Source organism: Bradyrhizobium sp. Rc2d (assembly GCF_900099855.1).
Taxonomy (GTDB): Bacteria; Pseudomonadota; Alphaproteobacteria; order Rhizobiales; family Xanthobacteraceae; genus Bradyrhizobium.
On sequence record NZ_FNCU01000061.1, the window covers coordinates 1 to 23,534 of the forward strand.

General features: G+C 63.6%; 20 protein-coding genes and 1 pseudogene. 9 read left to right on the forward strand and 12 right to left on the reverse strand.

Annotated features, from left to right (window positions below; translation table 11 throughout):
* Positions 1–229: pseudogene (locus BLV07_RS40460) on the reverse strand (IS110 family transposase); the annotation flags it as partial.
* A 1,120-nt stretch (positions 230–1,349) separates the two neighbouring features.
* Here BLV07_RS40460 and BLV07_RS40475 point away from each other — a divergent pair.
* Entirely contained in the window at positions 1,350–1,913 is a 564-nt protein-coding gene (locus BLV07_RS40475; protein ID WP_091897717.1) for an SRPBCC family protein, read from the forward strand.
* Positions 1,914–1,915: 2 nt separating this feature from the next.
* The gene (locus tag BLV07_RS40480; RefSeq protein WP_091897720.1) at positions 1,916–2,884 is read left to right on the forward strand and encodes a YVTN family beta-propeller repeat protein; all 969 of its coding nucleotides are present in this window, start codon (positions 1,916–1,918) and stop codon (positions 2,882–2,884) included.
* An 83-nt stretch (positions 2,885–2,967) separates the two neighbouring features.
* Here BLV07_RS40480 and BLV07_RS40485 read toward each other — a convergent pair whose 3' ends face one another.
* From BLV07_RS40485 to BLV07_RS40505, 5 genes are all read right to left on the reverse strand, one after another.
* Positions 2,968–3,639, reverse strand: a complete 672-nt coding sequence (locus tag BLV07_RS40485; RefSeq protein ID WP_091897723.1) for an HAD family hydrolase — start codon at positions 3,637–3,639, stop codon at positions 2,968–2,970.
* Positions 3,640–3,687: 48 nt separating this feature from the next.
* On the reverse strand, positions 3,688–4,404 hold the full coding sequence (locus BLV07_RS40490; RefSeq protein ID WP_091897726.1) for a hypothetical protein: 717 nt from the start codon (positions 4,402–4,404) through the stop codon (positions 3,688–3,690).
* 8 nt (positions 4,405–4,412) lie between these two features.
* On the reverse strand, positions 4,413–7,394 hold the full coding sequence (gene uvrA, locus BLV07_RS40495; protein ID WP_091897731.1) for an excinuclease ABC subunit UvrA: 2,982 nt from the start codon (positions 7,392–7,394) through the stop codon (positions 4,413–4,415).
* A gap of 285 nt (positions 7,395–7,679) precedes the next feature.
* A complete protein-coding gene (locus tag BLV07_RS40500; protein WP_091897853.1) occupies positions 7,680–8,351 on the reverse strand; it encodes an outer membrane protein in 672 nt (223 codons plus the stop codon).
* A gap of 233 nt (positions 8,352–8,584) precedes the next feature.
* Positions 8,585–9,355: an outer membrane protein gene (locus BLV07_RS40505; RefSeq protein WP_091897734.1), complete on the reverse strand. Its 771-nt coding sequence runs from the start codon at positions 9,353–9,355 to the stop codon at positions 8,585–8,587.
* 450 nt (positions 9,356–9,805) lie between these two features.
* Between BLV07_RS40505 and BLV07_RS40510 the strand changes: the two genes are divergently transcribed.
* Both BLV07_RS40510 and gyrA read left to right on the forward strand, forming a co-directional pair.
* Positions 9,806–10,300: a single-stranded DNA-binding protein gene (locus BLV07_RS40510; RefSeq protein ID WP_091897737.1), complete on the forward strand. Its 495-nt coding sequence runs from the start codon at positions 9,806–9,808 to the stop codon at positions 10,298–10,300.
* Positions 10,301–10,656: 356 nt separating this feature from the next.
* The gene (gyrA, locus tag BLV07_RS40515; RefSeq protein ID WP_091897740.1) at positions 10,657–13,401 is read left to right on the forward strand and encodes a DNA gyrase subunit A; all 2,745 of its coding nucleotides are present in this window, start codon (positions 10,657–10,659) and stop codon (positions 13,399–13,401) included.
* Between the two features lie 81 nt (positions 13,402–13,482).
* On the opposite strand, the gene BLV07_RS40520 is transcribed toward gyrA, so the two are convergent.
* The 6 genes from BLV07_RS40520 to BLV07_RS40545 all read right to left on the reverse strand — a co-directional run bounded on the left by BLV07_RS40520 (position 13,483) and on the right by BLV07_RS40545 (position 20,070).
* Positions 13,483–14,418: an alpha/beta hydrolase gene (locus BLV07_RS40520; protein WP_176946084.1), complete on the reverse strand. Its 936-nt coding sequence runs from the start codon at positions 14,416–14,418 to the stop codon at positions 13,483–13,485.
* A gap of 31 nt (positions 14,419–14,449) precedes the next feature.
* A complete protein-coding gene (locus BLV07_RS40525; protein WP_091897746.1) occupies positions 14,450–15,184 on the reverse strand; it encodes an ABC transporter ATP-binding protein in 735 nt (244 codons plus the stop codon).
* On the reverse strand, positions 15,181–16,314 hold the full coding sequence (locus BLV07_RS40530) for an ABC transporter permease (protein WP_091897749.1): 1,134 nt from the start codon (positions 16,312–16,314) through the stop codon (positions 15,181–15,183). The genes BLV07_RS40525 and BLV07_RS40530 overlap by 4 nt, the downstream gene beginning before the upstream one ends.
* Before the next feature lie 10 nt (positions 16,315–16,324).
* Complete coding sequence (locus tag BLV07_RS40535) at positions 16,325–17,674, reverse strand: acyltransferase family protein (RefSeq protein WP_091897752.1); 1,350 nt, start codon at positions 17,672–17,674, stop codon at positions 16,325–16,327.
* A gap of 86 nt (positions 17,675–17,760) precedes the next feature.
* On the reverse strand, positions 17,761–19,614 hold the full coding sequence (locus BLV07_RS40540) for a potassium transporter Kup (RefSeq protein WP_091897755.1): 1,854 nt from the start codon (positions 19,612–19,614) through the stop codon (positions 17,761–17,763).
* Between the two features lie 198 nt (positions 19,615–19,812).
* Positions 19,813–20,070, reverse strand: a complete 258-nt coding sequence (locus BLV07_RS40545) for a hypothetical protein (protein WP_091897758.1) — start codon at positions 20,068–20,070, stop codon at positions 19,813–19,815.
* Between the two features lie 247 nt (positions 20,071–20,317).
* Here BLV07_RS40545 and coaD point away from each other — a divergent pair, with 247 nt between their 5' ends.
* From coaD to queA, 5 genes are all read left to right on the forward strand, one after another.
* Positions 20,318–20,812: a pantetheine-phosphate adenylyltransferase gene (coaD, locus tag BLV07_RS40550; RefSeq protein WP_091897761.1), complete on the forward strand. Its 495-nt coding sequence runs from the start codon at positions 20,318–20,320 to the stop codon at positions 20,810–20,812.
* A 38-nt stretch (positions 20,813–20,850) separates the two neighbouring features.
* Entirely contained in the window at positions 20,851–21,414 is a 564-nt protein-coding gene (locus tag BLV07_RS40555; protein WP_091897764.1) for a peptidylprolyl isomerase, read from the forward strand.
* Positions 21,415–21,423: 9 nt separating this feature from the next.
* On the forward strand, positions 21,424–21,834 hold the full coding sequence (locus BLV07_RS40560; protein WP_091897767.1) for a UCP034077 family protein: 411 nt from the start codon (positions 21,424–21,426) through the stop codon (positions 21,832–21,834).
* Positions 21,831–22,295: a peptidylprolyl isomerase gene (locus tag BLV07_RS40565; RefSeq protein ID WP_008563933.1), complete on the forward strand. Its 465-nt coding sequence runs from the start codon at positions 21,831–21,833 to the stop codon at positions 22,293–22,295. Before BLV07_RS40560 ends, BLV07_RS40565 begins: the two co-directional genes overlap by 4 nt.
* A gap of 123 nt (positions 22,296–22,418) precedes the next feature.
* Positions 22,419–23,492 (forward strand): tRNA preQ1(34) S-adenosylmethionine ribosyltransferase-isomerase QueA, encoded by a 1,074-nt coding sequence (gene queA, locus BLV07_RS40570; RefSeq protein ID WP_091897770.1) that lies wholly within the window; start codon positions 22,419–22,421, stop codon positions 23,490–23,492.
* The last annotated feature ends 42 nt before the right edge of the window (positions 23,493–23,534 follow it).

Genomic DNA, 23,534 nt, shown 5'->3' on the forward strand with positions numbered 1-23,534 from the left:
GCGGCATCAACCGCACCTCGTGGCCATACCGGCCGATCACGCGCGCCCAATGATGAGCGCTGCCGCAAGCCTCCATGCCCACCAGGCACGGCGGCAACTGTGCGAAAAACTTCTCGACCGAGGCTCGCTTGAGCTGGCGCCTCACCACCACAGCTCCCGACGCGTCAATCCCGTGGACTTGAAAAACGTTCTTCGCCAGATCAACCCCAATCGTGCTAATCTTCGTCATGGACGGCTCCCTTTGTCTGGTTCGACTCAACATCACCAGTCTGGCACACCGATGCCGTTCGGGGGCCGTCCATCCCATCATTGCGAGGAGCTCTTGCGACGAAGCAATCCAGAGTCTTTCCACGGTGGCAGACTGGATTGCTTCGCGGAGCCTGTCATCGGGCCGCGCTTCGCGCGGACCCGTTGGCTCGCAATGACGGAGTGGAAGGCAACAGCGCACCTACTCTCGTGTCCCGGACAAGCTGCAACGCGTGAGCGTTGCAGCGCAGAGCCGGGACCCAGGAGGCCGCGCGGTGCGCTGCTGCATGGGCCCCGGCTCTGCAGCGCATCGCCGAAGAGGCGCTGCGCTGCGTACGGGGCACGAGAGTCCATCTCGCATTGCTATCCAGATCGCACACACGGTTTCCCGTTCTCGCGGCACCTCGTGCCCGAGCTTTGCTTCAATCATCGCCCTCGAAGATGCCGAGGGCGCAGGGAAGGCCGGGCGCCGGCTGGCACCCGCGGTCCGCTGTGCGCAAATGCGCTGGAAACAAATGCACAGCGGCATACAGGGCAGCCTGGACATCCCGGCCTTCCCTGCGCAGTGGTTTTACGGCTTATGTCGTGATCTCCCCGGGGAGCGATGCACTATTGCCCCCGTCGCCTTGCGGATGGCTGATGTTGCGGGCCCGGTCGGGCCGCATGCATCACCGCAACACTTGGCGCACAGACCCCGGGCGCCAGGACCACACGATTTTGCCGTACGCAGGCTGCACCCGTCGTGTGCGCGCGGCGTTCGCTCACGGAGTGCCCCGCCCTGCAAACCACCTGCGCGCGGTGCTGCCCGCGTCCACCACCTCCCATCCCGCGTTCGTGACGATCGCGATCCGCCCCTCGGCCCGGGTTAGGGTAGGCGAAACATGCGACAATTCCGAATTCGAGTAAAGCGAATTGTTTTGATCTGGACGCATTGACCCTGGCCTCGTGTGTTTCGCCCGTCGGGCAACGCAAGGGATGGTGTGGATACGGGCACCGACCCTTGCCACAGCCGCGCCACGAACAGGTCTCCCCATGGTCCAAATATGCGCTACGATGATCTCAGCGCGCCTCAAGTCGCGCAGATTGATGAATGAGGAAACGGTATGAGGATGACGATGGGAACGGCGATCGCCGGGGTGGCGGCGCTGGCGGTGGTGGGGACGGCTCTGACGGCGGCTTTTGAGCCGGTCTGGGCCCATGGGCCGACCCGGCAGAAGGTGCGGGAATCGATCGAGATCAGCGCGCCGCCGGCCAAGGTCTGGGCTGCGATCGGCAATTTCCAGGACATGAGCTGGCTCCCGCCCGTCACCAAGACCGAGGGCCAGAAGGGCAACGAGATAGGCGCGACGCGGACGCTGACCCTGACGGGCGGACCGACGGTCGAGGAGGAGCTCTACAAATACGAGCCCGAGATGCTGAGCTATTCGTACCGGATCACCAAGGTCGACGTGAAGGTGTTGCCGGTGACTAATTATTCCTCGACCTTGACGGTGTCGCCCGCGCCTGATGGCAAAGCGAAGCTGGAATGGGCCGGCGCGTTCTATCGTGGTTACCCCAACAACGATCCGCCGCCGGAGCTGAGCGACGAGGCCGCGGTGAAGGCGGTGAGCGGGCTGTACAAGGCCGGGCTCGAGGCGCTCAAGAAGAAGATCGAGAGCGGTAGCTGATCGTGCGAGCGCTGGTCCTGGCGGCCTTGGCCGCCAGCCTTTGCGCTGCCAGCCTCGGTATAGCGGGGCCTGGCAGCGCGTCCGCCGAAGAGGCGTTCGTCACCAACCAGCTCAGTGACGATCTGATGGTCGTGGACCTCGCCACTGCGCGCAGCGTTGCGACCATCCCGATCGGTGGCAAGCCGGCGGGCGTCGCCGTCAGTGCGGACGGACGCTTTGCCTATGTGACGAGCCCCGACGCCAAGGCGGTGACGGTGGTGGACGCGGCCGCGCGGCAGGTTGCGGGGCGGATCGAGGTCGGTGGCGGGCCGCTCGGCATTGCCGTCGCGCCCGATGGTAAGACGGTTTATGTCGCCGACTGGTATGCCGCCGCGGTGCGGGCGATCGATACAGCCTCGCGCAGCGTCACGGCCAGCATCGCCGTCGGCGCTTCGCCATCGGGCCTTGCGGTGACGCCGGACGGCAAGCTGCTGCTCTCGGCCGACCGCGACGACGACAGCGTTTCGGTGGTGGACACCGCGACGCGTCAGCGCAAAGCAATGATCAAGGTGGGCACCCGTCCGTTCGGCGTCACCATCGATGCCGACGGCAAGCGTGCCTACACTGCCAATGTCGGCTCCGACGATATCTCCGTGATCGACATCGCTGAAGGCCGCGAGATCGGCCGCGTGCCGGTCGGGATGCGGCCCTACGCGGTGGCGCTGACGCAGGGGCGCGGCTTCGTCACCGACCAGTATGGCGGCACCGTCAGCGTGTTCGATCTGGCGACGCTGAAGCCAATCAAGCGCATCAATGTCGGCGATTATCCCGAGGGCATTGCCGCGACCGCCGACGGCAAGCGCATCATCGTCGCCTGCTGGGAGAGCAACGTGCTCGATATCATCGATGCCACTGATCTGAAAGTGATCGGCGAGGTCAAGACCGGCGATGGCCCGCGGGCGTTCGGGGCGTTCTTGCGGAGGACGGAGTAGGGCTCCTGTAGCCCGCATGGAGCGGAGCGCAATGCGGGGCCGGAAGTCCCAGATTACGCTTTCGTTCAATCCGGGCTACTAGGCTACGGCGCGCTCCCGGATATCGCTTCGCTCATTCCGGCTTCGGCATCGGGACATAGCATCGACGCAATCTCGTCCATCCGTTCGAACGTGTAATCCGGCCCCAGCGCCCGCAGCGCCGCCGGTGCCGCATAGCCCCAGCACACCGCGCCGCAGGCAATTCCCACGGCCCGCGCCGCCTCGATGTCGCGGACCTCGTCGCCGATCGCGATGACCTGGCGCGGCTCGACGCCGGCGCGTCTGACAACCCGGCGGAATTTCGCGGGCTTGCCGAACAGCGAGGCCGCACAGTCGAAATGCGAAAACAGCGCCGCGGCCTCGCCAAGCTTCTCACGCGCATTGGCCTCGCTGTCGGAGGTCACCAGTGCGAGCTGCACGCCGTTCCCGGCCAGCATCTGCAGCATCGCCTCGACGCCCTCAAACAGCGAAATCTCGCTAGCAGCCTCCGCTTTCAGCCGCCGCGCATACCGCGCGATTGCCGGCAGCTTCCACAAGGGCACCTCGAGCCGGGTGAGAATCTCGCGACTCGACGCATGGCGCAACTCTTCGATTTCCTCATCCGCGACGCGACGAAAGCCGAAGCGGTCGGCGACGTCGTTGATGGCGCGCAGGAACCACGGAAAGCTGTCGGCCAGCGTGCCGTCGAGGTCGAAGATGGCGAGGGAGTAAGGCATTCATCGGCTTGCTAAGTGAGCGGCTACCACTGAAAGAGCCGCAGGTCATCACCAATGAAAGCTGGCTGCGACAACCTTGAAAAACAGATCTGCACTCGGAATGAACAGCATGAGATATCCCACAAGAGAAAGAACCAAACAAATCGATAAGGAAATACGGCGCTTGATGTTGTTTCGGAGGAAGTTCTCCAGCAGCATTGATCTCAATAGTCCTTCATATCTTCTCTTCGCGCCAGTCCAATCTGCCGAAGCATCGTCTCGTTGGAGGCGGCCAGTTACCTTGCCAAATGCCAAGTCCAGAAATGCGTCGTACTCAGAATCGTAGTACTTCCCGTGCAGTGAATGGTGCCCTTCATGCCTGATTACACCATGAATGTCGATGTAAGCTGATGGTGTGAAGTGTTTCAGTGCATTCTCTACGTACTCAAACTGGTTTGTGCCAATCTTAAAGGTGAACGGGCGACGTACGCGATAACAGATATTGGCTGTTCCGAGCAGTATCAATCCGAAGTAAATGAGCTTTAGACGTTCCGTCGACGACAATCCAAACCGCAGAAGACTCTCACCAGCTAGTTGGTCGAACGACAGGTGCCGTGAGATGGAATCATTGAAGAGGATCAGATAGCCAACAATCGGAACAGCCATCGCACATTTTGCGACCCAGCCATCAAATAGAAATACATAGTCTGACCATCCGTAATTGTAGCGATAGATGCTCCACTTTAGTTTTGTGTAACCCGCAACTCGTCGGATCAGACGGGACATCAGGAAAGCTACTCCGCCGCCTCGCTCGCGCTCCTCCGCTTCGGCTTCCGCGCCTTCTTCAGCACCGGCTCCAGGAACTTGCCCGTGTAGCTCCGCGGCGCTTTCGCGATGTCTTCCGGTGGGCCCCAGGCGACGATCTCGCCGCCGCCGTCGCCGCCTTCGGGGCCGAGATCGATGACCCAGTCGGCGGTCTTGATGACTTCGAGATTGTGCTCGATGACGACGACCGTGTTGCCCTGCGCGACCAGTTCGTGCAGCACCTCCAGCAGCTTCTTGACGTCGTGGAAGTGCAGGCCGGTGGTCGGCTCGTCCAGGATGTAGAGCGTGCGGCCGGTGGCGCGCTTCGACAGCTCCTTTGCCAGCTTGACGCGCTGGGCTTCGCCGCCTGAGAGCGTCGTCGCCTGCTGGCCGACATGGATGTAGTCGAGGCCGACGCGGTGCAGCGTATTGAAAGTCTCGCGCACGCGCGGCACTGCCTTGAAGAACTCGGCGGCCTCCTCGACGGTCATGTCGAGCACGTCGGCGATGCTCTTGCCCTTGAACAGGACCTCCAGCGTCTCGCGGTTGTAGCGCTTGCCCTTGCAGACGTCGCAGGTGACGTAGACGTCGGGCAGGAAGTGCATTTCGATCTTGATGACGCCGTCGCCCTGGCAGGCCTCGCAGCGGCCGCCCTTGACGTTGAAGGAGAAGCGGCCGGGCTCGTAGCCGCGCGCCTTGGCCTCGGGCAGGCCGGCGAACCATTCGCGGATCGGCGTGAAGGCGCCGGTATAGGTCGCCGGATTAGAGCGCGGGGTGCGGCCGATCGGCGACTGGTCGATGTCGATGATCTTGTCGATATGCTCGAGGCCCTCGATGCGGTCGTGCGGCGCGGCGCCCTCGCTGGCATTGTTCAGCTTGCGGGCGATGGCGCGGTAGAGCGTGTCGATCAAGAGCGTCGACTTGCCACCGCCGGAGACGCCAGTGACGCAGGTGAACAGGCCGAGCGGAATCTCGGCGGTGACGTTCTTGAGATTATTGCCGCGCGCATTGACCACCTTGATGGTGCGGCGATGGTTCGGCGGGCGCCGCTCCGGCACCTCGACCTCAAGCTCGCCGGTCAGGTACTTGCCGGTCAGCGATTTCGGGTTGCGCATGATCTCGGCGGGCGTGCCTTCGGCGACGATGTAGCCGCCATGCATGCCAGCGCCGGGGCCAATGTCGAGCACGTAGTCGGCGAGGCGAATGGCGTCCTCGTCGTGCTCGACCACGACCACGGTATTACCGAGGTCGCGCAGGCGCTTCAGTGTATCGAGCAGGCGCGCATTGTCGCGCTGGTGCAGGCCGATCGAGGGCTCGTCGAGCACGTAGAGCACGCCTGTTAGCCCCGAGCCGATCTGCGAGGCCAAGCGGATGCGCTGGCTCTCGCCGCCGGACAGCGTGCCGGAGGAGCGGGACAAGGTGAGATAGTTGAGGCCGACGTCGAGCAGGAAGGTGAGGCGCTCGCGGATTTCTTTCAGGATGCGGCCGGCGATCTCGTTCTGCTGCGCGTTGAGCGCATCAGGCACGGTCTCAAACCACTCGCCCGCCTTCTTGACCGACAGCTCCGAGATCTCGCCGATATGCTTGCCGCCGATCTTGACGCAAAGCGCCTCGGGCTTGAGCCGAAACCCGCGGCAGCCCTCGCAGGGTACGTCGTGGAAATATTTCGCCAGCTCCTCGCGCGCCCATTCGCTCTCGGTCTCGCGGTAGCGGCGGTTGATGTTGGTGATGACGCCCTCGAACGGCTTCTTGGTGTCGTAGGAGCGCACGCCGTCCTGGTAGGAGAACTTGATCTCGTCCTCGCCGGAGCCGTAGAGGATCGCGTCCTTGGTCTTCTTGGCGAGGTCCTTCCACTTGGTGTCGAGCGTGAACTTGTAGTGCTTGCCGAGCGCGGTCAGCGTCTGCTCGTAATAGGGCGACGACGATTTGGCCCAGGGCGCGATCGCGCCCTTGCGCAAGGACAGCTCCTTGTCGGGGATGACGAGATCCTCGTCGACATGCTGCTCGACGCCGAGGCCGCCGCAGGCGGGACAGGCACCGTAGGGATTGTTGAACGAAAACAGTCTGGGCTCGATCTCGGGGATGGTGAAGCCGGAGACCGGGCAGGCGAACTTTTCCGAGAACAGGATGCGCTCGGGCCCGCTCTTGTCGTGGATTTTCGCGGTCTTCTTTTTCTCTTTCTCTTCCGCAGGCGCAGCTGCCGGCGCATCGGCGAACTCGACGACAGCAAGGCCTTCGGCGAGCTTCAGCGCGGTCTCAAAGCTCTCCGCAAGGCGCTGGCCAATGTCGGGGCGCACCACGATGCGGTCGACCACGACGTCGATATCGTGCGGGAATTTCTTGTCGAGCGTCGGCGTCTCCGCCAGCTCGTAGAAGGTGCCGTCGATCTTGACGCGCTGAAAGCCCTTCTTGAGCCATTCGGCGAGCTCTTTGCGGTACTCGCCCTTGCGGCCGCGCACGACCGGGGCGAGCAGATAGAGGCGGGTGCCTTCCGGCAGCGCCAGCACGCGGTCGACCATCTGCGAGACCGTCTGGCTCTCGATCGGCAGGCCCGTGGCCGGTGAATAGGGTACGCCGACGCGCGCCCAGAGCAGGCGCATATAGTCGTAGATCTCGGTGACGGTGCCGACGGTGGAGCGCGGGTTCTTCGAGGTCGTCTTCTGCTCGATCGAGATGGCCGGCGATAGCCCGTCGATCTGATCGACGTCGGGCTTCTGCATCATCTCCAGGAATTGGCGCGCATAGGCCGACAGCGATTCGACGTAGCGGCGCTGGCCCTCGGCGTAGATGGTGTCGAAGGCGAGTGAGGATTTGCCCGAGCCTGACAGGCCCGTGAACACCACCAGCTTGTCGCGGGGAATCTCGACGTCGATGTTCTTGAGGTTGTGCTCGCGCGCGCCACGGATCGTAATTGCGCGCAGGCTTGAGCCCGCGTTCTGTTGTTGGCGCTTGGCCTTGATCACTTCGTCCATCCCGGTGGTCCTCAAGGAATCCCAAAGACGCGCGATCGCGCCAATGCAAAAGGCGCGCTTCGCCCGGAACCGGGATCGGCGCCGATGGGTATGGCAGCGAACGTAGGAAGAACGGGCGCGGATTTCCAGTGGCCTTTGCGAATCGTCAACGGATTGTTGGCGCGCTGGCGGCATCTGGCAGCAGGAGCGGCGGAACTGCGGAAAGGGCCCTCAAAACAAAAAGGCCGGCGCGAGGCCGGCCTTTCGTGACGATGTGACGTCGGTCGCGAAGATCAGTACTTCAGATCAGTACTTGGCAACGACCGGGCCGCCGAAGTGATAGTTCACGCCAACCTGCACGGTGTGGAAGTTGATCGTGCCGGACGCCAGCGGAGTGCCGAGGTTGGAGAAGTAGTTCTCGCTGCCGAGGCTGCGATAGAGGTACTCGCCCTTGACCGACCACTGCGGAGCGAAGAACGCTTCGACGCCCGCACCGACGGTCCAGCCGGAGTGCCACTTGCTGTCGGAGACGCTCACGCCCAGCGCGCTGAGGGTGATCTTGTTGTCGATCCAGGCGTAACCACCGGTCCCGTAGAACAGGAAGTTATTGACGGCCCAGCCGATACGGCCACGCACGGTGCCGAGCGCATCGGTCTTGGAAGCCACGGTGATGCCAAGCGCGGTCGCCGAAGCGTTGACATCAGCCCAGGCGCCATCCGCCTCGATGCCGAACACGACGTTGCCGGTCTGCCAGTTGTAGCCGGCGGTGCCGCCGACGAAGCCACCCTGCATCTTCGGGTCGGTCGAAGTAGCTTCCCAAGCGCCGCCGCCGACGACACCGAGATAGAAGCCGGTCCAGTTGTAGACAGCAACCGGAGCGATCGGCGCCTTGGTGTAGGGGCGGGCTGCGAGATCAGCGGCCGAAGCCGGAGCAGCGAGAGCGAACAAACAGGCCGAAGCCAACAAAACCTTCTTCATCTTCAATCTAATCCCAGTCCCAGTTTCTGTTGTTGCCTTCCATGCCGGAAGGGCAGCGGACTCAACGGCCCAACTAATGCCGTGCTTACACCACTAAAGCCGCAAGTTGTGTCTCCGAAAAGCCACAACAGCCCCCAAAACGTGGCAAGTGCCAACCTATTGTTCCGAAGAGCAAGCAAGCAAAAGGCCGGCGCGAGGCCGGCCTTCAATCTCTCAGTGATATCAGGTAGATATCAGTATTTTGCGATGAGCGGACCGCCCCAACGGTAGTTCACGCGGATCAAGCCGATATCGACATCCTGGCTGATGCGCTCGGAGCGTGTGACGACACCGAGCGGGGCAGTGACAAAATTGCCAGACCCGGTGAAGTTGATCGTGCGGTTGCCGAGGAAGATATGATCGTATTCGAAGCCGACCGACCAGTTCGGCGCGAATCCGAACTCGATGCCCGCACCCACCGTGCCGCCCCAACGGGTCTCGTTGGCGCGGTCGAACTCGAGGCCTGTCGCCACATCGAAGGTCCGATAGCGATCACCGACGACGGCGCCGCCACCCTTCACGTAGAGCAGCACGTTGTTCCAGGCGTAGCCGACCTGGCCGGTGATCAAACCGAATGAGTCGATCTTCGAGCGATCGCGTAGGCCGGTCAGGCCGCTGATGTTGTCGCCGGAAAAGTCAGCCCAGTTGCCCTGACCTTCGATGCCGAACACCCAATTGGCCGACTGCCAGCGATAGCCAACCTGGCCACCGACCGTACCGCCGGTCGCGTTGTGGCAGCCTTCGCCGACCAGAGTGCCGGTCACAGGCGTCACGAAGTCCCAGCACTTGTGGCTGGTGCCGCCGCCGCCGTTGATACCGATGTAGAAGCCGCTCCAGTCGTAGATGGCGGCGACCATCGGCGGCGGAGCTTTGGTGTAGGGGCGCGCAGCGAGATCCGCCGCACTTGCAGGAGCCGACAGGCCCAACGCGATTACACCGATTGCACCAAACAGAAGCTTATTCATTGCAGTCTCCCCAGTTTCGTCCGCCTCTCGAAGTCCCCGAAGCGGTTGATCAGGCGCGACGCCCATATGAACTAAGTCCGACTCAACCGTAGCCTAAGGGGTGGGCAAAGTCCGTCTCCGAAATGCCACACTCGCAAACCGATTGAACCAAGTGCAACTTGATGAATGTTAAGTAGTTTTTACCGTTTCTCGGGAACCCAAAAAGTTCCATCCGGAAGCCTGCCTTTTTCATCGCCAATCGTAGCCGGACTGAGCCGACGTTCGCCCGATCGCCACAAGGAACAAATCTGGAACGGAGCGGATGGCAATGCTATATATGGGGATAACCTTGGGGGTGATGGGCTGAGCGGCGTCCGCAAGCGTATAGGGTCGCCTCAACGGGGCGGCGGAGGAACGCGAAGAGCGGACTTTCGCCTTTGAAATTCAGTGGCATTGGAGTGGAGAGCGGCGATGGCGGGAAGCGTCAACAAGGTCATTCTGGTTGGAAATCTCGGCAAGGATCCCGAGATCCGCCGCACCCAGGACGGGCGGCCGATCGCGAATTTGAGCATCGCCACCTCGGATACCTGGCGCGACAAGAATACCGGTGAACGCAAGGAAAAGACCGAGTGGCATCGCGTCGTGATCTTCAATGAAGGGCTATGCAAGGTCGCCGAGCAGTACCTGAAGAAGGGCGCCAAGGTTTACATCGAGGGCGCGCTCCAGACTCGCAAATGGACCGATCAGAGCGGCGTCGAGAAGTACTCGACCGAGGTCGTGCTCCAGGGCTTCAACTCGACGCTGACGATGCTCGACGGCCGCGGCGGCGGCGGAGGAGGCGGCAGCTTCGGCGATGAGCCGGGCGGCGATTTCGGCTCCTCCGGTCCCGTCAGCAGCGCACCGCGCCGTCCTGTTGCCGCCGGCGGCGGTCGCAACAGCGACATGGATGACGATATCCCGTTCTGAGAGCACGGATCGCGCGGCCAAGGCGCATTACCGATCGGGTTGCGCCGGGCGTGTCGTGTCAGCAATTTCTACTAATCGGCGGGGCAGGCTCGGATTTTCCGGGCCCGCTTCATGTTCGACGTGAGCTCGGGCTGCCCATGGGCAAACCGTCTGACAGGGCCCGCTCGCTGCGCGGTTTTCCAGGCGCGTGAAGTCATCTTGGAGGGGGATTCCGGGCCTCTCGGAAGCAGTGCTCGGAAGGGCTTAAGTTATTGGAAAAATAGGCGGAAAAATCGCTTGCCAGGGCCTTCGCGAGGGTGGTTATCCGGCCCCTGATGCGCTATATGATTCCCAGATAAACCTCACCGGATTTCCCCTTGGCTGACGACGACAACAAGCCCGGCGACCAGCCGGCGCAACCCTCGGACATTCGCCCCGTCTCCATCCTCGACGAGATGAAGAAGTCCTATCTCGATTACGCCATGAGCGTGATCGTGTCGCGCGCGCTGCCCGATGCGCGCGACGGCCTGAAGCCGGTGCATCGCCGCATCCTGTTCTCGATGAACGAGGAAGGCTATACGCCGGACAAGAAGCACAAGAAGTCGGCCGGTATCGTCGGCGACGTCATGGGCCAATACCATCCGCATGGCGACCAGGCGATCTACGACGCGCTGGTGCGCATGGCGCAGCCGTTCTCGATGCGCGAACTGCTGGTGGACGGGCAGGGCAATTTCGGCTCGGTCGACGGCGATCCGCCGGCGGCGATGCGCTACACCGAGTCGCGCCTGACCAAGATCGCACTGAAGCTGCTCGACGACATCGACAACGAGACCGTCGACTTCCAGGACAATTACGACGGCTCGACCAAGGAGCCGGTGGTCCTGCCGGCGCGGTTCCCGAACCTGCTGGTCAACGGCGCCGGCGGCATCGCGGTCGGCATGGCCACCAACATCCCGCCGCACAATCTGGGCGAGGTCATCGATGCCTGCCTGGCGTTGATCGACAATCCGTCGCTGACCATCGACGAGCTCAACAACATCATCCCGGGCCCGGATTTCCCGACCGGCGGCATCATCTTGGGCCGCCAGGGCATCCGCAGCGCCTACCATCTCGGCCGCGGCTCCATCGTGATGCGCGGCAAGGTCACGTTCGAGACGATCCGCAAGGAGCGCGAGGCGATCGTCATCACCGAGATACCGTATCAGGTGAACAAGGCGACGATGGTCGAGCGCATCGCCGAGCTCTACAAGGAAAAGAAGATCGAGGGCATCTCCGATCTGCGCGACGAGTCCGACCGCGAGGGCTATCGCGTCGTCGTCGAGCTCAAGCGCGATGCCGTGCCCGACGTGGTGCTGAATCAGCTCTACAAGTTCACGCCGCTGCAGACGAGTTTCGGCGTCAACGCCGTCGCGCTCGATTCCGGCCGTCCGCAGACGATGAACCTGAAGGATATGCTGACGATCTTCGTCGGCTTCCGCGAGCAGGTCGTCACGCGCCGGACCAAGTACAAGCTGCGCAAGGCGCGCGAGCGCGCGCATGAGCAGGTCGGCCTCGCCATCGCGGTCGCCAACATCGACGAGATCATCAAGGTGATCCGCACCTCGCCGACGCCGGCGGCTGCGCGCGACACCCTGATGACGCGCGACTGGCCGGCGCGCGACGTCGAGGACATCATCACGTTGATCGACGATCCGCGCCACCGCATCAACGCGGACGGCACCATCCGCCTGTCACTGGATCAGGCCAAGGCCATCCTGGAACTGCGCCTGGCACGTCTCACTGCGCTCGGCCGCGACGAGATCGGCGACGAGCTGTCAAAACTCGCCGGCGAGATCGGCGACTATCTCGAGATCCTGCGCTCGCGCGCCCGCATTCTCGAGATCATCAAGACCGAGCTTGCCGAGGTGAAGGCCGAGTTCGCCACGCCGCGCCGCACCGTGATCATGGAGCAGGAAGGCGAGGTCGAGGACGAGGACCTGATCCAGCGCGAGGACATGGTCGTCACCGTCTCGCACGCCGGCTACGTCAAGCGCGTGCCGCTGTCGGCCTACCGGGCGCAGCGCCGCGGCGGCAAGGGCCGCGCCGGCATGCAGACCCGTGACGAGGATTTCGTCAGCCGCCTGTTCGTGGCCTCCACGCACACGCCGGTGCTGTTCTTCTCCTCGCGCGGTCAGGTCTATAAGGAAAAGGTCTGGCGCCTGCCGATGGCCGCGCCGAACGCGCGCGGCAAGGCGCTGATCAACATCCTGCCGCTGGAGCAGGGCGAGCGCATCACCACCATCATGCCGCTGCCCGAGGATGAATCGACCTGGGCCAACCTCGACGTGATGTTCGCCACCACAGGCGGTAACGTGCGGCGCAACAAGCTGTCCGACTTCGTCGACGTCCGCCGTTCCGGCATCATCGCGATGAAGCTCGACGACAACGAGGCGATCGTCGACGTGCAGATCTGCACCGAGCGCGACGACGTGTTGCTGACCGCGGCCGGCGGCCAGTGCATTCGCTTCCCCGTCACCGACGTGCGCGTGTTCACCGGGCGCACCTCGATGGGCGTGCGCGGCATCGCGCTTGGCGAGGGCGACAAGGTGATTTCGCTGGCGATCCTGCGCCATGTCGAGACCACCTCGGACGAGCGCTCGGCCTATCTGAAGATGCGCCGTGCGGTCGCCGGCGAAGCTGCGACTGAGGAGACCGCCGTGGACGGCGAGGCCGAGGAGGCCTCCGGCAGCTTCCAGCTGGCCCAGGAGCGTTACGCCGAGATGTCGGCGCAGGAGCAGGTCGTGCTCACCGTGTCGGTCAACGGCTACGGCAAGCGCACCTCGTCCTACGAGTACCGCACCACGGGCCGCGGCGGCAAAGGGATCGTCGCCATGAGCGTCAACAACCGCAACGGCAACCTCGTGGCCTCATTCCCGGTGGAAGATGCCGACCAGATCATGCTGGTCACCGACAAGGGCCAGCTGATCCGCTGCCCGGTCGAAGGCATCCGCATCGCCGGCCGCTCGACGCAGGGCGTGATCGTGTTCGACACGGCCGAGGACGAGCACGTCGTCTCGGTCGAGCACATCACGGAAGAGGCCGAGAGCGGGAATGGAGAGAACGGCAACGGCGGTGGAGCCTAGCGCATGATCCGGAAAAGCGCGCAGCGGTTTTCCGAAAAGATCATGCTCAAACAGTAAGCGCGATGACGATTCATCCTGATCTCATCGCGCTTCGGCTGGCCCGGGCGCCGACGAAGCTGTATCGCAACGCAGGTTGGAGATGAATTCTCCGATCTGAGCGATGGCCGCATGGGCTTCCGGCAGCACCGGAACGAAGAGCTGGAAGACGTGCGGCATGCGCGGCCAGACCTCCAGGCGGCTCCGCGGATTACCTTGTTTCAGCTTGTCGGCCATGCGGACCGCGTCATCCCGCAGGATCTCGTCGCTGCCGACATGGATCAACACCGGGGGAAGGCCGAACGCATCGCCATAGAGCGGCGAGGCATGGGGGTTATACGGGTCGGCGCCTGCCAGATAGCAACGCACGAATTCCGGAACATCGTGCACGTTCAACATCGGATCTGATGCGGCATTCTCGATCAACGAGGGCGCGGTGAGCGCGAGATCGGTCCAGGGCGACATGGCAACGGCGGCGGCAGGAAGCGGCTTGCGTTCGTCACGCAGCCTCATGAGAAGGCACAGGGCCAATCCTCCACCGACTGAATCACCCATCACGAAGAGTTCGCCTGGATCGCCCGTCTCGCCGGCGAGCCAGAGAAAACCCGCCACGGCGTCGTCCAGTGCGGCCGGAAACGGATGTTCGGGTGCGAGGCGATATTCAAGGGCCCAGACCGTCGATTTGGTCACATTGGCGATGCGCCAGGTGAAATGCCGGTAGTAGATCGGCGCGCCCGAGACATAGGCGCCGCCATGAAGATATAGCACGTTGCGTCCCGGGTGCGACGCCGGGGTGGCGATCCGGTGTAGTCTGAGGTGACTGGCCTGCACGACGCTTGTCTTTGTGCTGCGTGGCGGACGAGGCACCCATCGCTCCATGCGATGCATGTTGGCCCGCCACGTCCCGACATCGAATGGATGACGGTGCCGTTTCAGGAACATGCGGATGCCGAGACGCAGCATTTCCGCGCGCAAGCTCATGGTGCGTCCTCTTGCTTCATTCGCTTGGGTCTTACGGCCTGAATGCGGCCGCCTTTGGCAGGTGCAGCCGCTCGGGTTCGCCGGATCCGGTGTCGACCAGCAGGCCATCCTCGATCTCGACGATGCGATCCGCAAAGGGAATGACCCGCGGATCATGCGTCACGACGAGCACGGCGCGCTCGCGCTGATGGGCTGCATCGGCGAGAATCCGCATGATGCTTCGCCCGTTATTGCCGTCGAGCGCGGCAGTTGGCTCGTCGGCGAGAATGACCGAGGGATTGGCGACAAAGGCTCGCGCGATCGCGACCCTCTGCTGCTCACCGCCGCTGAGCTCGCCCGGCAAGGTATCGGCCTTCTGCTCCAGACCAACCAGGTTCAGTGCTTCCCGCGCCAGTTTCCTGGCCTTGCGTCCACTCTCATGACGGATGTCGAGGGCGAGTTGCACGTTCTGTGCAGCGGTGAGCGTCGGAAACAGATGATAGGACTGGAACACAAAGCCGATATGGTCGCGCCTGATTCTGGCCAGTCCCTCCTTGTCGACGCCCGACGTGGGCGTGCCGCACACGGTGAGCGCGCCCGAACTTGGTGCCAGCATGCATCCGAGCACGAGCAGCAGCGTCGTCTTGCCGCTGCCCGACGGTCCCATCAGCAGTGTGAACTCGCCGCGTCGCAGCGTGAGGTCGATCCCGCGCAGCGCCTTCACCTCGCCAGCGCCACGCCCAAGCGTTTTCTTGATCGCGGTGGCCTCAATGATGATTTCGTTCATCGCATGAATACCGTTGCTGGATCGATCCGCACTACACGCACGATTGCGCCGATCGCCGACGCTACGCACATCACGACCGTCAGCACGAACAGGGCTGCAATTAGCCACGGCGTGATGACGATGGGCAACGCGCTCTTGGCAGTCATCTCCACAACGACAGCGCCGATCGCAGTCGCAATGATGAAGCCGATGATCGCGTTGATGAGCGCCTGATAGATGATGACCCTGTAAATATATGCATTCGACGAACCCATTGCCCGCAGGGTGGCGAATTCACTGAGGTGATCCTTGGTGCTCGAATAGAGTGTTTGCGCGACGATGACGGTGCCGACGATTACTCCCAGCAATGCGCCGGCAAACAGCGCAGCGCCGGCGCCGGTCCCGAACAGCCAGAACGAGCGGCTACGGCTGCGGAATTCATCCGTCGTAAGCACCTCGTGTTCACCAACCTGAACTCGAACGGCCTTAAGAACCGTGTCGCGGTCGGCGTCGGGCTTGAGGCGAACCAGGAGGTTGCTGGCGCGATCGGGAAAGGCTCCGGTGTAGGTGCGAGCGTTTTTCAGGTCGACGAAGACATAGGGCGTCGTGGTGAATGAGCGGATGCCGTCGGTCAAGGCCACGACCTTCACGCGGCGGCCGCGGATCTCGGCCGTTGATCCGATTTTTGAGACGCCGAGGCGATCGTAGTAGGTGCGGTCGACGACCACGGCTCCATTTTGCGACAGCGCGCGAACGTCACCCTCGACCACGTTCCATGGCCTCAGGCTTCCATCACGCAAATCGGCGCCGACAACAAAGATGGGTGTCATCTCGCCGCTCTCGAGGCGCCAGTCCGAGAAGCCGATGACCAGCGGGACCACGGAGGCGACGCCATCGACGGATGCGACCTTGTCGCGCAGCTTCGCATCCAGCAGCGAAGGATCCTCAAAGCATTTCGCTCCCTTCGGCAGCACCCAGAGATCGGCTGACGCATGGTCGATCATCGTTGTCACCATGCGACCGAAGCCCAGGAACAGGCCCATCTGGATCATCACCAGGACGACCGAAAATACGATGCCTACGAGTGTCGCGACAAAACGCAGGCGATCGTGGAAGAGGTTGCGGGACGCGAGCGTCGGGACCAGTGACATGGACGTTCCGTCATCGAGGTTGATCTGAGATAGCGCCCTTGCCCGGGAGTCCGGAATGCCGGTGCACCAGCAGTCTGACGCCTGCGGCGAGGAATCCGCTCGCGGCCCAGCTCAGAGCCAGTGCCACGATGAGGACGAACGCGGCTTTGGCGACGGCATTCAGTCTCGTGCCGAGCAGCGCATATTGCAGCCACAGCACGAACGGGTAATGCGTGAGGTAGATGCCGTAGGCATTGGTCGAAAGACTATCGGCGAGCGCCGAGCGGCGACGCAACAATGCCAGCGAACTGGCCACGAAAGCGATCACGCCTGTTGCGCATGCAGGGGGAAAGGCGAAAGCCGCGGCGAGACGGTATGCGGGCGGGCTGGCATTCCAATCCGGCATCGTCAGCGAGGTCAGCCCGCCCCATAGTGCAAAGCAGGCACATGCTGCGGCAACCCAGGTGGGCCAGTGGCGCGCGAGTGGGCCGTCGATGCGGAAGATACTGCGATCACAGCCGTAGCTGCCGATGGCAAATCCCGCGGAGAAATAGAGGAGATAGTGCAGCGGGCGGCTTAGCTGGAAAGACAATGGGCCGAAAAAGGTCCATTCCCAGGGCGTAAAGATCATCGCAAGCGGGACATAGGCCAGTGCCGACAGAATTGTGAGGCCTGCAAAGAACAGCAGCGGACGATCGTCGCACCGGGCGACGATCAGGCTCGCAGCCCGTAGCCATGATGGCATCAGTTCATGCAGTGCAGCAGCCAGGCCGCTGAGCAACAGAAGCTGCCACAAGAACCATTGCGGGCCCGCGGGCCACATCGGCAAAGCGCGCCAGTGCTGCCAAAACGCCGCAGGCGATGGGTCGGTCGCGGTCGTCAGATATGAGGCGTAGTACGCCACCGGACTGAGAAGGGCGACCGCCAGGACGAAGGGCAATCCAATTCGCCACCAGCGCTCGGCGAGATAGGCGGGGCCACCCTTGCGGATGAGGCCGTGCGGGGTGAACAGGCCCGCCAAAAGGAACATCAGGGACATCAAGCTGACGTCCTGCCATGCGCAGAACAGGTCCAGCCCGAACCAGCGCTCGCGGTCGATGATCGGAAACGCGATCCACCGATAGGGCGGCGCGTCGAAGGCGAACGGATGCGGCGGCTGAGAGGCGAGGTAGGGAAGGGCCGAATGGAAGGCGACCACGATCAGGATGACGACAGCGCGCAAGTTGCTGAATGTGACGTTGGCGCCAGAGTTCATGGGGAGCACCGGCCCAGGATTGATCTCGCCGGAACCAACCGAAGGCGATCCACCTGGTTCCAATTCGCCGGGCAGCGGACGCTGTTTTGCTGAAGCCAACGCCTCCAGCGCCCGGCGCGCCGGCATGCTCGTCAGCGCGGGTCTTGTCGCAGCCAGTGCCGGTGGGGCATCGCTGCGCGCATTCTCGCCACGCGATGCGCGCAGCGCGTCGGCTAAATCTCGAGCTCCGTGCCGAACTCGACGACCTGCTTGGTCGGCACGCCGAAGAACGCGGCGGAGCGTTCAGCGTTGCGCTGGAGGAAGGCGAACACGCCTTCGCGCCAGACCCACATGCCCGGAATGTCCTCGCTCGGGATGATGGTCTCGCGGCCGACGTAATAGGTGATGTCGGAGAGGTCGATGCCGGGCAGCTTGCCCTGGCGGCAAGTAAGCTTCAGTCCCTCATAGATCGTGGGGTTCTGCATGAAGCCATAATGCAGGATCACGCGGGTGATGCCGGGGATGATGTCGATGATCTCGGCGCGTTCGTCGTCGGGAATGTGCGGAGATTCCTCGATCAGCACGGTGACCAGCAGCACGCGTTCGTGCAACACGCGGTTGTGCTTGACGAACTGGGTCAACGCCAGCGGCACGCCGCGCTGCGCGGAGGCCAGGAACACGGCGGTCCCGGGCAGCCTGGCGCGGCATTTGTTGATGGCCGTCTCGATCAGGTCCTCCTCGGGCTGGCGCAGCCGCGCGCGGGCCGCCTCGACCAGCTTCACGCCGGCGCGCCAAGTCAGCATCAGGAACGCGACGAGACCGGCGAGCAGCAGCGGAAACCAGCCACCCTCGAACAACTTGATCGAATTGGCCGAGAAGAAGATCACATCGATCACGAAGAAGGCGCCGTTCACGGCAACCACGAGCCAGGGCGAATAGCCCCATTGGATCGCCACAAGAGCTGCGAGCAGCGTGGTGATCGCCATCAGCAGCGACACCGCGATGCCGTAGGCGCCGGCGAGCGCGTCGGACGTGCCGAAGCTCAGGACCGCTCCCAGCGTCGCGGCGGCGAGCAGCCAATTCACCAGCGGCACATAGATCTGTCCGATCGCAGCGCTCGTGGTGTGACGGATCAGCATGCGCGGCAGGAAGCCGAGCTGGATCGATTGCTGGGTCAGCGAGAACACGCCGGAGATGATCGCCTGCGAAGCGATCACGGTCGCGACCGCCGAGAAGGCGACCAGCGGATAGTGCATCGCGTCGGGACAGAGCTGGAAGAACGGATTCTCGATCATGGCGGGATCGGTGATCAGGAGCGCGGCCTGGCCGAAATAGTTCAGCACCAGCGCGGGCAGGCACACCGCGAACCAGGCGAGCCGGATCGGGAAACGGCCGAAATGCCCCATGTCGGCATACATGGCTTCGCCCCCGGTCACCGCCAGGAAGGCCGCGCCGAGAATTCCGAAGGAGACATGGAAATCCTGGTGGATCAGGAAGTCGAAGGCATAGAACGGGCTCAGCGCCGCCAGCACCGCCGGAGCCTTGACGATGCCGTGGATGCCAAGCGCGGCAAGCACGACGAACCAGGTCAGCATCACCGGGCCGAAGATGCGGCCGATGAAGCCGGTGCCCTGCTTCTGCATCATGAACAGGCCGATCAGGATGGCGATGGTCACGGGCACGACGACGGGCGCAAGCGAGGGGGCGTCGACCTTGAGGCCTTCGATGGCGCTGAGCACGGAGATTGCGGGCGTGATCGCGCCGTCACCGTAGAGCAGGGCGGCGCCGACGAGGCCGACGACCAGCAGATGCGCCCGCCAGGTGCCGGGCTGGGCGTTGCGGGCATGCAGCAGCGCCAGCAGCGCGACGATGCCGCCTTCGCCGCGGTTGTCCGCGCGCAGGATCAGCAGCGCGTATTTCAGCGAGATGATCAGCAGCAGCGCCCAGAGGATCAGCGAGGCAACCCCCAGGACAGCATCGTGACTTAATGTGCCGCCATGGGCAGCCGCCTTGGCGGCTTCCTTCAGGGCATAGAGAGGGCTGGTGCCGATATCGCCATAGACCACCCCGAGGGCGCCCATGGTCATGGCAAGCGGCAGCGGATCGGGATGGTGGCCGGAAGCGACTGCGGGCGTACTGGACAATGGCGACCCCGATGGAAACGCGCCCGGCGGGCCATTCCGACGGGCGCGAGCGTCATGCAGTCTGCGACGAGACGTCGCAAATATCCATGGGGTTGTGTTGGGTCTATAGAGGACTAGCTGACGCGAAGCTGACAGATCCGACTACGGGGTCCGATCGGCGGTCACGAGGCGTGCCTCACGGACATTGGCCTTGGTGCCGGCGCGGCGCAGGCACGAGGTTTCGAAATTCGGCCAGGCCTGCTGCGAGCAGTCCTTGCCGATGCTGCGGATGTCGAGCCGGTCGCTCTTGGCCAGCGGCTGCGGCACGCTGGCTTCGACCGTCGGGGTGAAGCCGGGCAGGAGGGTGAGGGCGGCAGCAACACATGCAGAGATGGCGATCGCCGAAAGAGCCTTGATCATTGACAGTCCCCTGTGATGCGGCCGCTGCGCCTTGTGTGCGGCCCGTCATTCGTTGGCCGGATAAGTAACCATGGCCAGTTTCCAGATGTCTTCGCCGGAGCGGGAAATGGTTTCGTTGCTGCGCCGTTTGTTTCGTGGCCGCCCTCAGGACGAAACAATTCGGGGGATTCCGACATGGTTTTGCGGAAAAACCGGCAGGGAACCCGCCCGGCTTGCCGGCCCGGGCCGGGCGCGGTAGGAGGAGGTCATGCCGCGCATCGCCTTCTATCCCGGTTCCTTCGACCCCATCACCAACGGCCATCTGGACGTGGTCCGGCACAGCGTGTCGCTGTGCGACAGGCTGGTTGTCGCGATCGGGGTCCACCCCGGCAAGAAGCCGCTGTTCTCGACCGAGGAGCGGCTGAAGATGCTGCACGACGTCTGCGGGCCGGTGGCGGCCCAGGCCGGCTGCGTGTTCGAAGCGGTGACCTTTGACGATCTGTCGGTCACCTCGGCGCGCAAGCACGGCGCGACCATCATGATCCGGGGCCTGCGCGACGGCAGCGACCTCGATTACGAGATGCAGCTTGCCGGCATGAACGAGGCCATGGCGCCGGAGGTGCATACGGTCTTCCTGCCGGCCTCTCCCATGGTTCGCCCGATCACCGCCACTTTGGTGCGCCAGATCGCCGGCATGGGCGGAGACGTCTCGGCCTTCGTCCCGCCGCTGGTTGCGGCACAGCTCAAGGCAAAATTCGCCTGATACCGGCGCGCTTCCTCTCTCATCTGACCGGAGTTGTCATGATCCGAATTCTCGCAGTTCTTGCCGCGCTCGTGTTCGCGGTGCCGGCGGTGGCGCAGCAATTGCCGGCGAACCTCGACAAGGCCAACGCCATCGTCATCGACAGCACCAAGGGCCGTATCGTCATCAAGCTCCGGACCGACATCGCGCCCCAGCACGCCGAGCGCATCAAGCAGCTTGCGCGTGAGGGCTTCTACAACAACGTGCCGTTTCACCGCGTGATGGACGGCTTCATGGCGCAGACCGGCGACGGCCAGAACGGCAACGGCACCGGCGGCTCGAAATATCCGAACCTGAAGCAGGAATTCTCCAAGGTGCACTTTGCACGCGGCATCGTCGGGATGGCGCGGCGCGGTGACAGCGTCGACAGTGCCAACTCGCAGTTCTTCATCATGTTCGCCGACGGCGGCAGCCTCGATAACCAGTACACGGTGATCGGCGAGGTCGTGCAGGGCATGGACGTCGTCGACAAGCTGAAGAAGGCACCGCCCGGCTCGGCCGGCGGCACCGTCACCGATCCCGACAAGATGGTGAAGGTGCAGGTCGCATCCGACGTCAAGTAGGAGAGGACGATGGTGCGCCGCGGTGGCAAGCTCGTGCTGGTTGCCGCGATGCTGCTGCTCGGCATCTCCAGTGCGGCCGCCGAAAACGCGCAGGTCAACACCATCCAGGACATTTTCCGGCATTTGCGCACCTGCTGGAAGCCGCCGCCGCCGGCCAAGGCGCGCCCACTCGACATTACCGTCGTCGTGAGCTTTAACCGGGCCGGAAACATTCTGGGCCATCCGAGGATTACCTATGAATCCGCGGAGGCCTCCGACAATGACCGGCTGCAATACCGGATCGCGGTGATGGAAGCGTTGCAACGCTGCACGCCGGTGCCATTTACCGATGCAATGGCTGGCGCTGCTGCGGGGCGTCCATTCGCGATCCAGTTCCGCACCCGGAAGACTTCACCCCCAACGCAAGAGAGACGAGCATGAGCGTCACCGAAAACACCCTGATCCTCGAGACCACGCAGGGCCCCGTCACCATCGAGATGCGGCCTGATCTGGCGCCCGGCCATGTCGCGCGCATCAAGGAGCTGGTCCGCGAGGGCTTTTACGACGGCATCGTATTCCATCGTGTGATCGACGGCTTCATGGCGCAGACCGGCTGCCCGCAGGGCACCGGCACCGGCGGCTCCGGCAAGAAGCTGAAGGCCGAGTTCAACAAGGAGCCGCATGTGCGCGGGACCGCCTCGATGGCGCGCGCCGCCAACCCCGACTCCGGTGACAGCCAGTTCTTCATCTGCTTCGACGACGCCCGCTTCCTCGACAACCAGTACACGGTGTGGGGCAAGGTCACCGAGGGCATGGAGAACGTCGACAAGATCAAGCGCGGCGAGCCCGTGCAGAACCCCGACAAGATCGTCAAGGCGCGGATGGCGGCGGATAAGGAATAAAAGCGGATTTGTCGGTGTCATGCGCCGCGCAGGCGGGGCATCCAGTAATCACCAGCGGCGATTACGGCTACGATCGGGAGTACTGGATCGCCCGCCTGCGCGGGCGATGACAAGTTCTGAGACATGCGCACCGACCTCTTCGATTTCGACCTGCCGCCCGAGCGCATCGCGTTGCGCCCGGCGAGCCCGCGCGACTCCGCGAAGATGCTGGTCGTCGAGAATGGCGCGTTGCGCGACCAGACCGTCGTCGACCTGCCGCAATGGTTGAAGCCGGGCGACCAGCTCGTCGTCAACGACACCAAGGTGATCGCGGCGCAGCTGAGGGGCCGTCGCATCGGGCGTGAGACCGAGCCGAGGATCGAGGCGACGCTGATCAAGCGCCTCGACGGCTCGCGCTGGCAGGCGTTGGTGAAGCCGGCGAAGAAGCTCACAGCCGGCGACCGCATCCGCTTCGGCAATGAAGGCAAGGTCTGCCTGCTCGGCCATCTCGACGCCGAAGTTGAAGCCAAGGGCAGTGAAGGCGAGGTGACGCTATCGTTCTCGTTCCACGGGCCCGCGCTCGATCAGGCCATCGCCGATCTCGGCAGCCCGCCGCTGCCGCCCTACATCGCCTCCAAGCGCACGCCCGACGACCAGGATCTCGCCGACTACCAGACCATGTTCGCGGCGAACGAAGGCGCCGTCGCCGCGCCGACGGCTGGGCTGCATTTCACCCCGGCGCTGGAGCAGGCGCTGCGCGACCGCGGCGTCGGCATCAACCGCCTCACGCTGCATGTCGGGGCGGGGACCTTCCTGCCGGTCAAGGTGGACGACACCGAAGGCCACAAGATGCACCCCGAGTGGGGCACGATCTCGGCCGAGGCCGCAGAGCGGCTCAACACCGCGCGCAAGAACGGCGGCCGCATCATCGCCGTCGGCACCACGTCACTGCGGCTGCTGGAAAGCGCCGCCGCGGAGGACGGCAGCATCCAGCCGTTCGCCGCGGAGACGTCGATCTTCATCACCCCCGGCTATCGCTTCCGCGCCGTCGATATCCTGCTGACCAATTTCCATTTGCCGAAGTCGACGCTGTTCATGCTGGTGTCGGCATTCTCTGGCCTGGAGACGATGAAGCGAGCGTATGCGCACGCCATCTCGGCTGGTTATCGGTTTTATTCGTACGGGGATGCGTGCTTGTTGTTTCGGGCAGAGCCGTAGGGTGGGCAAAGCGAAGCGTGCCCACCATCTTTCCTGATTGCG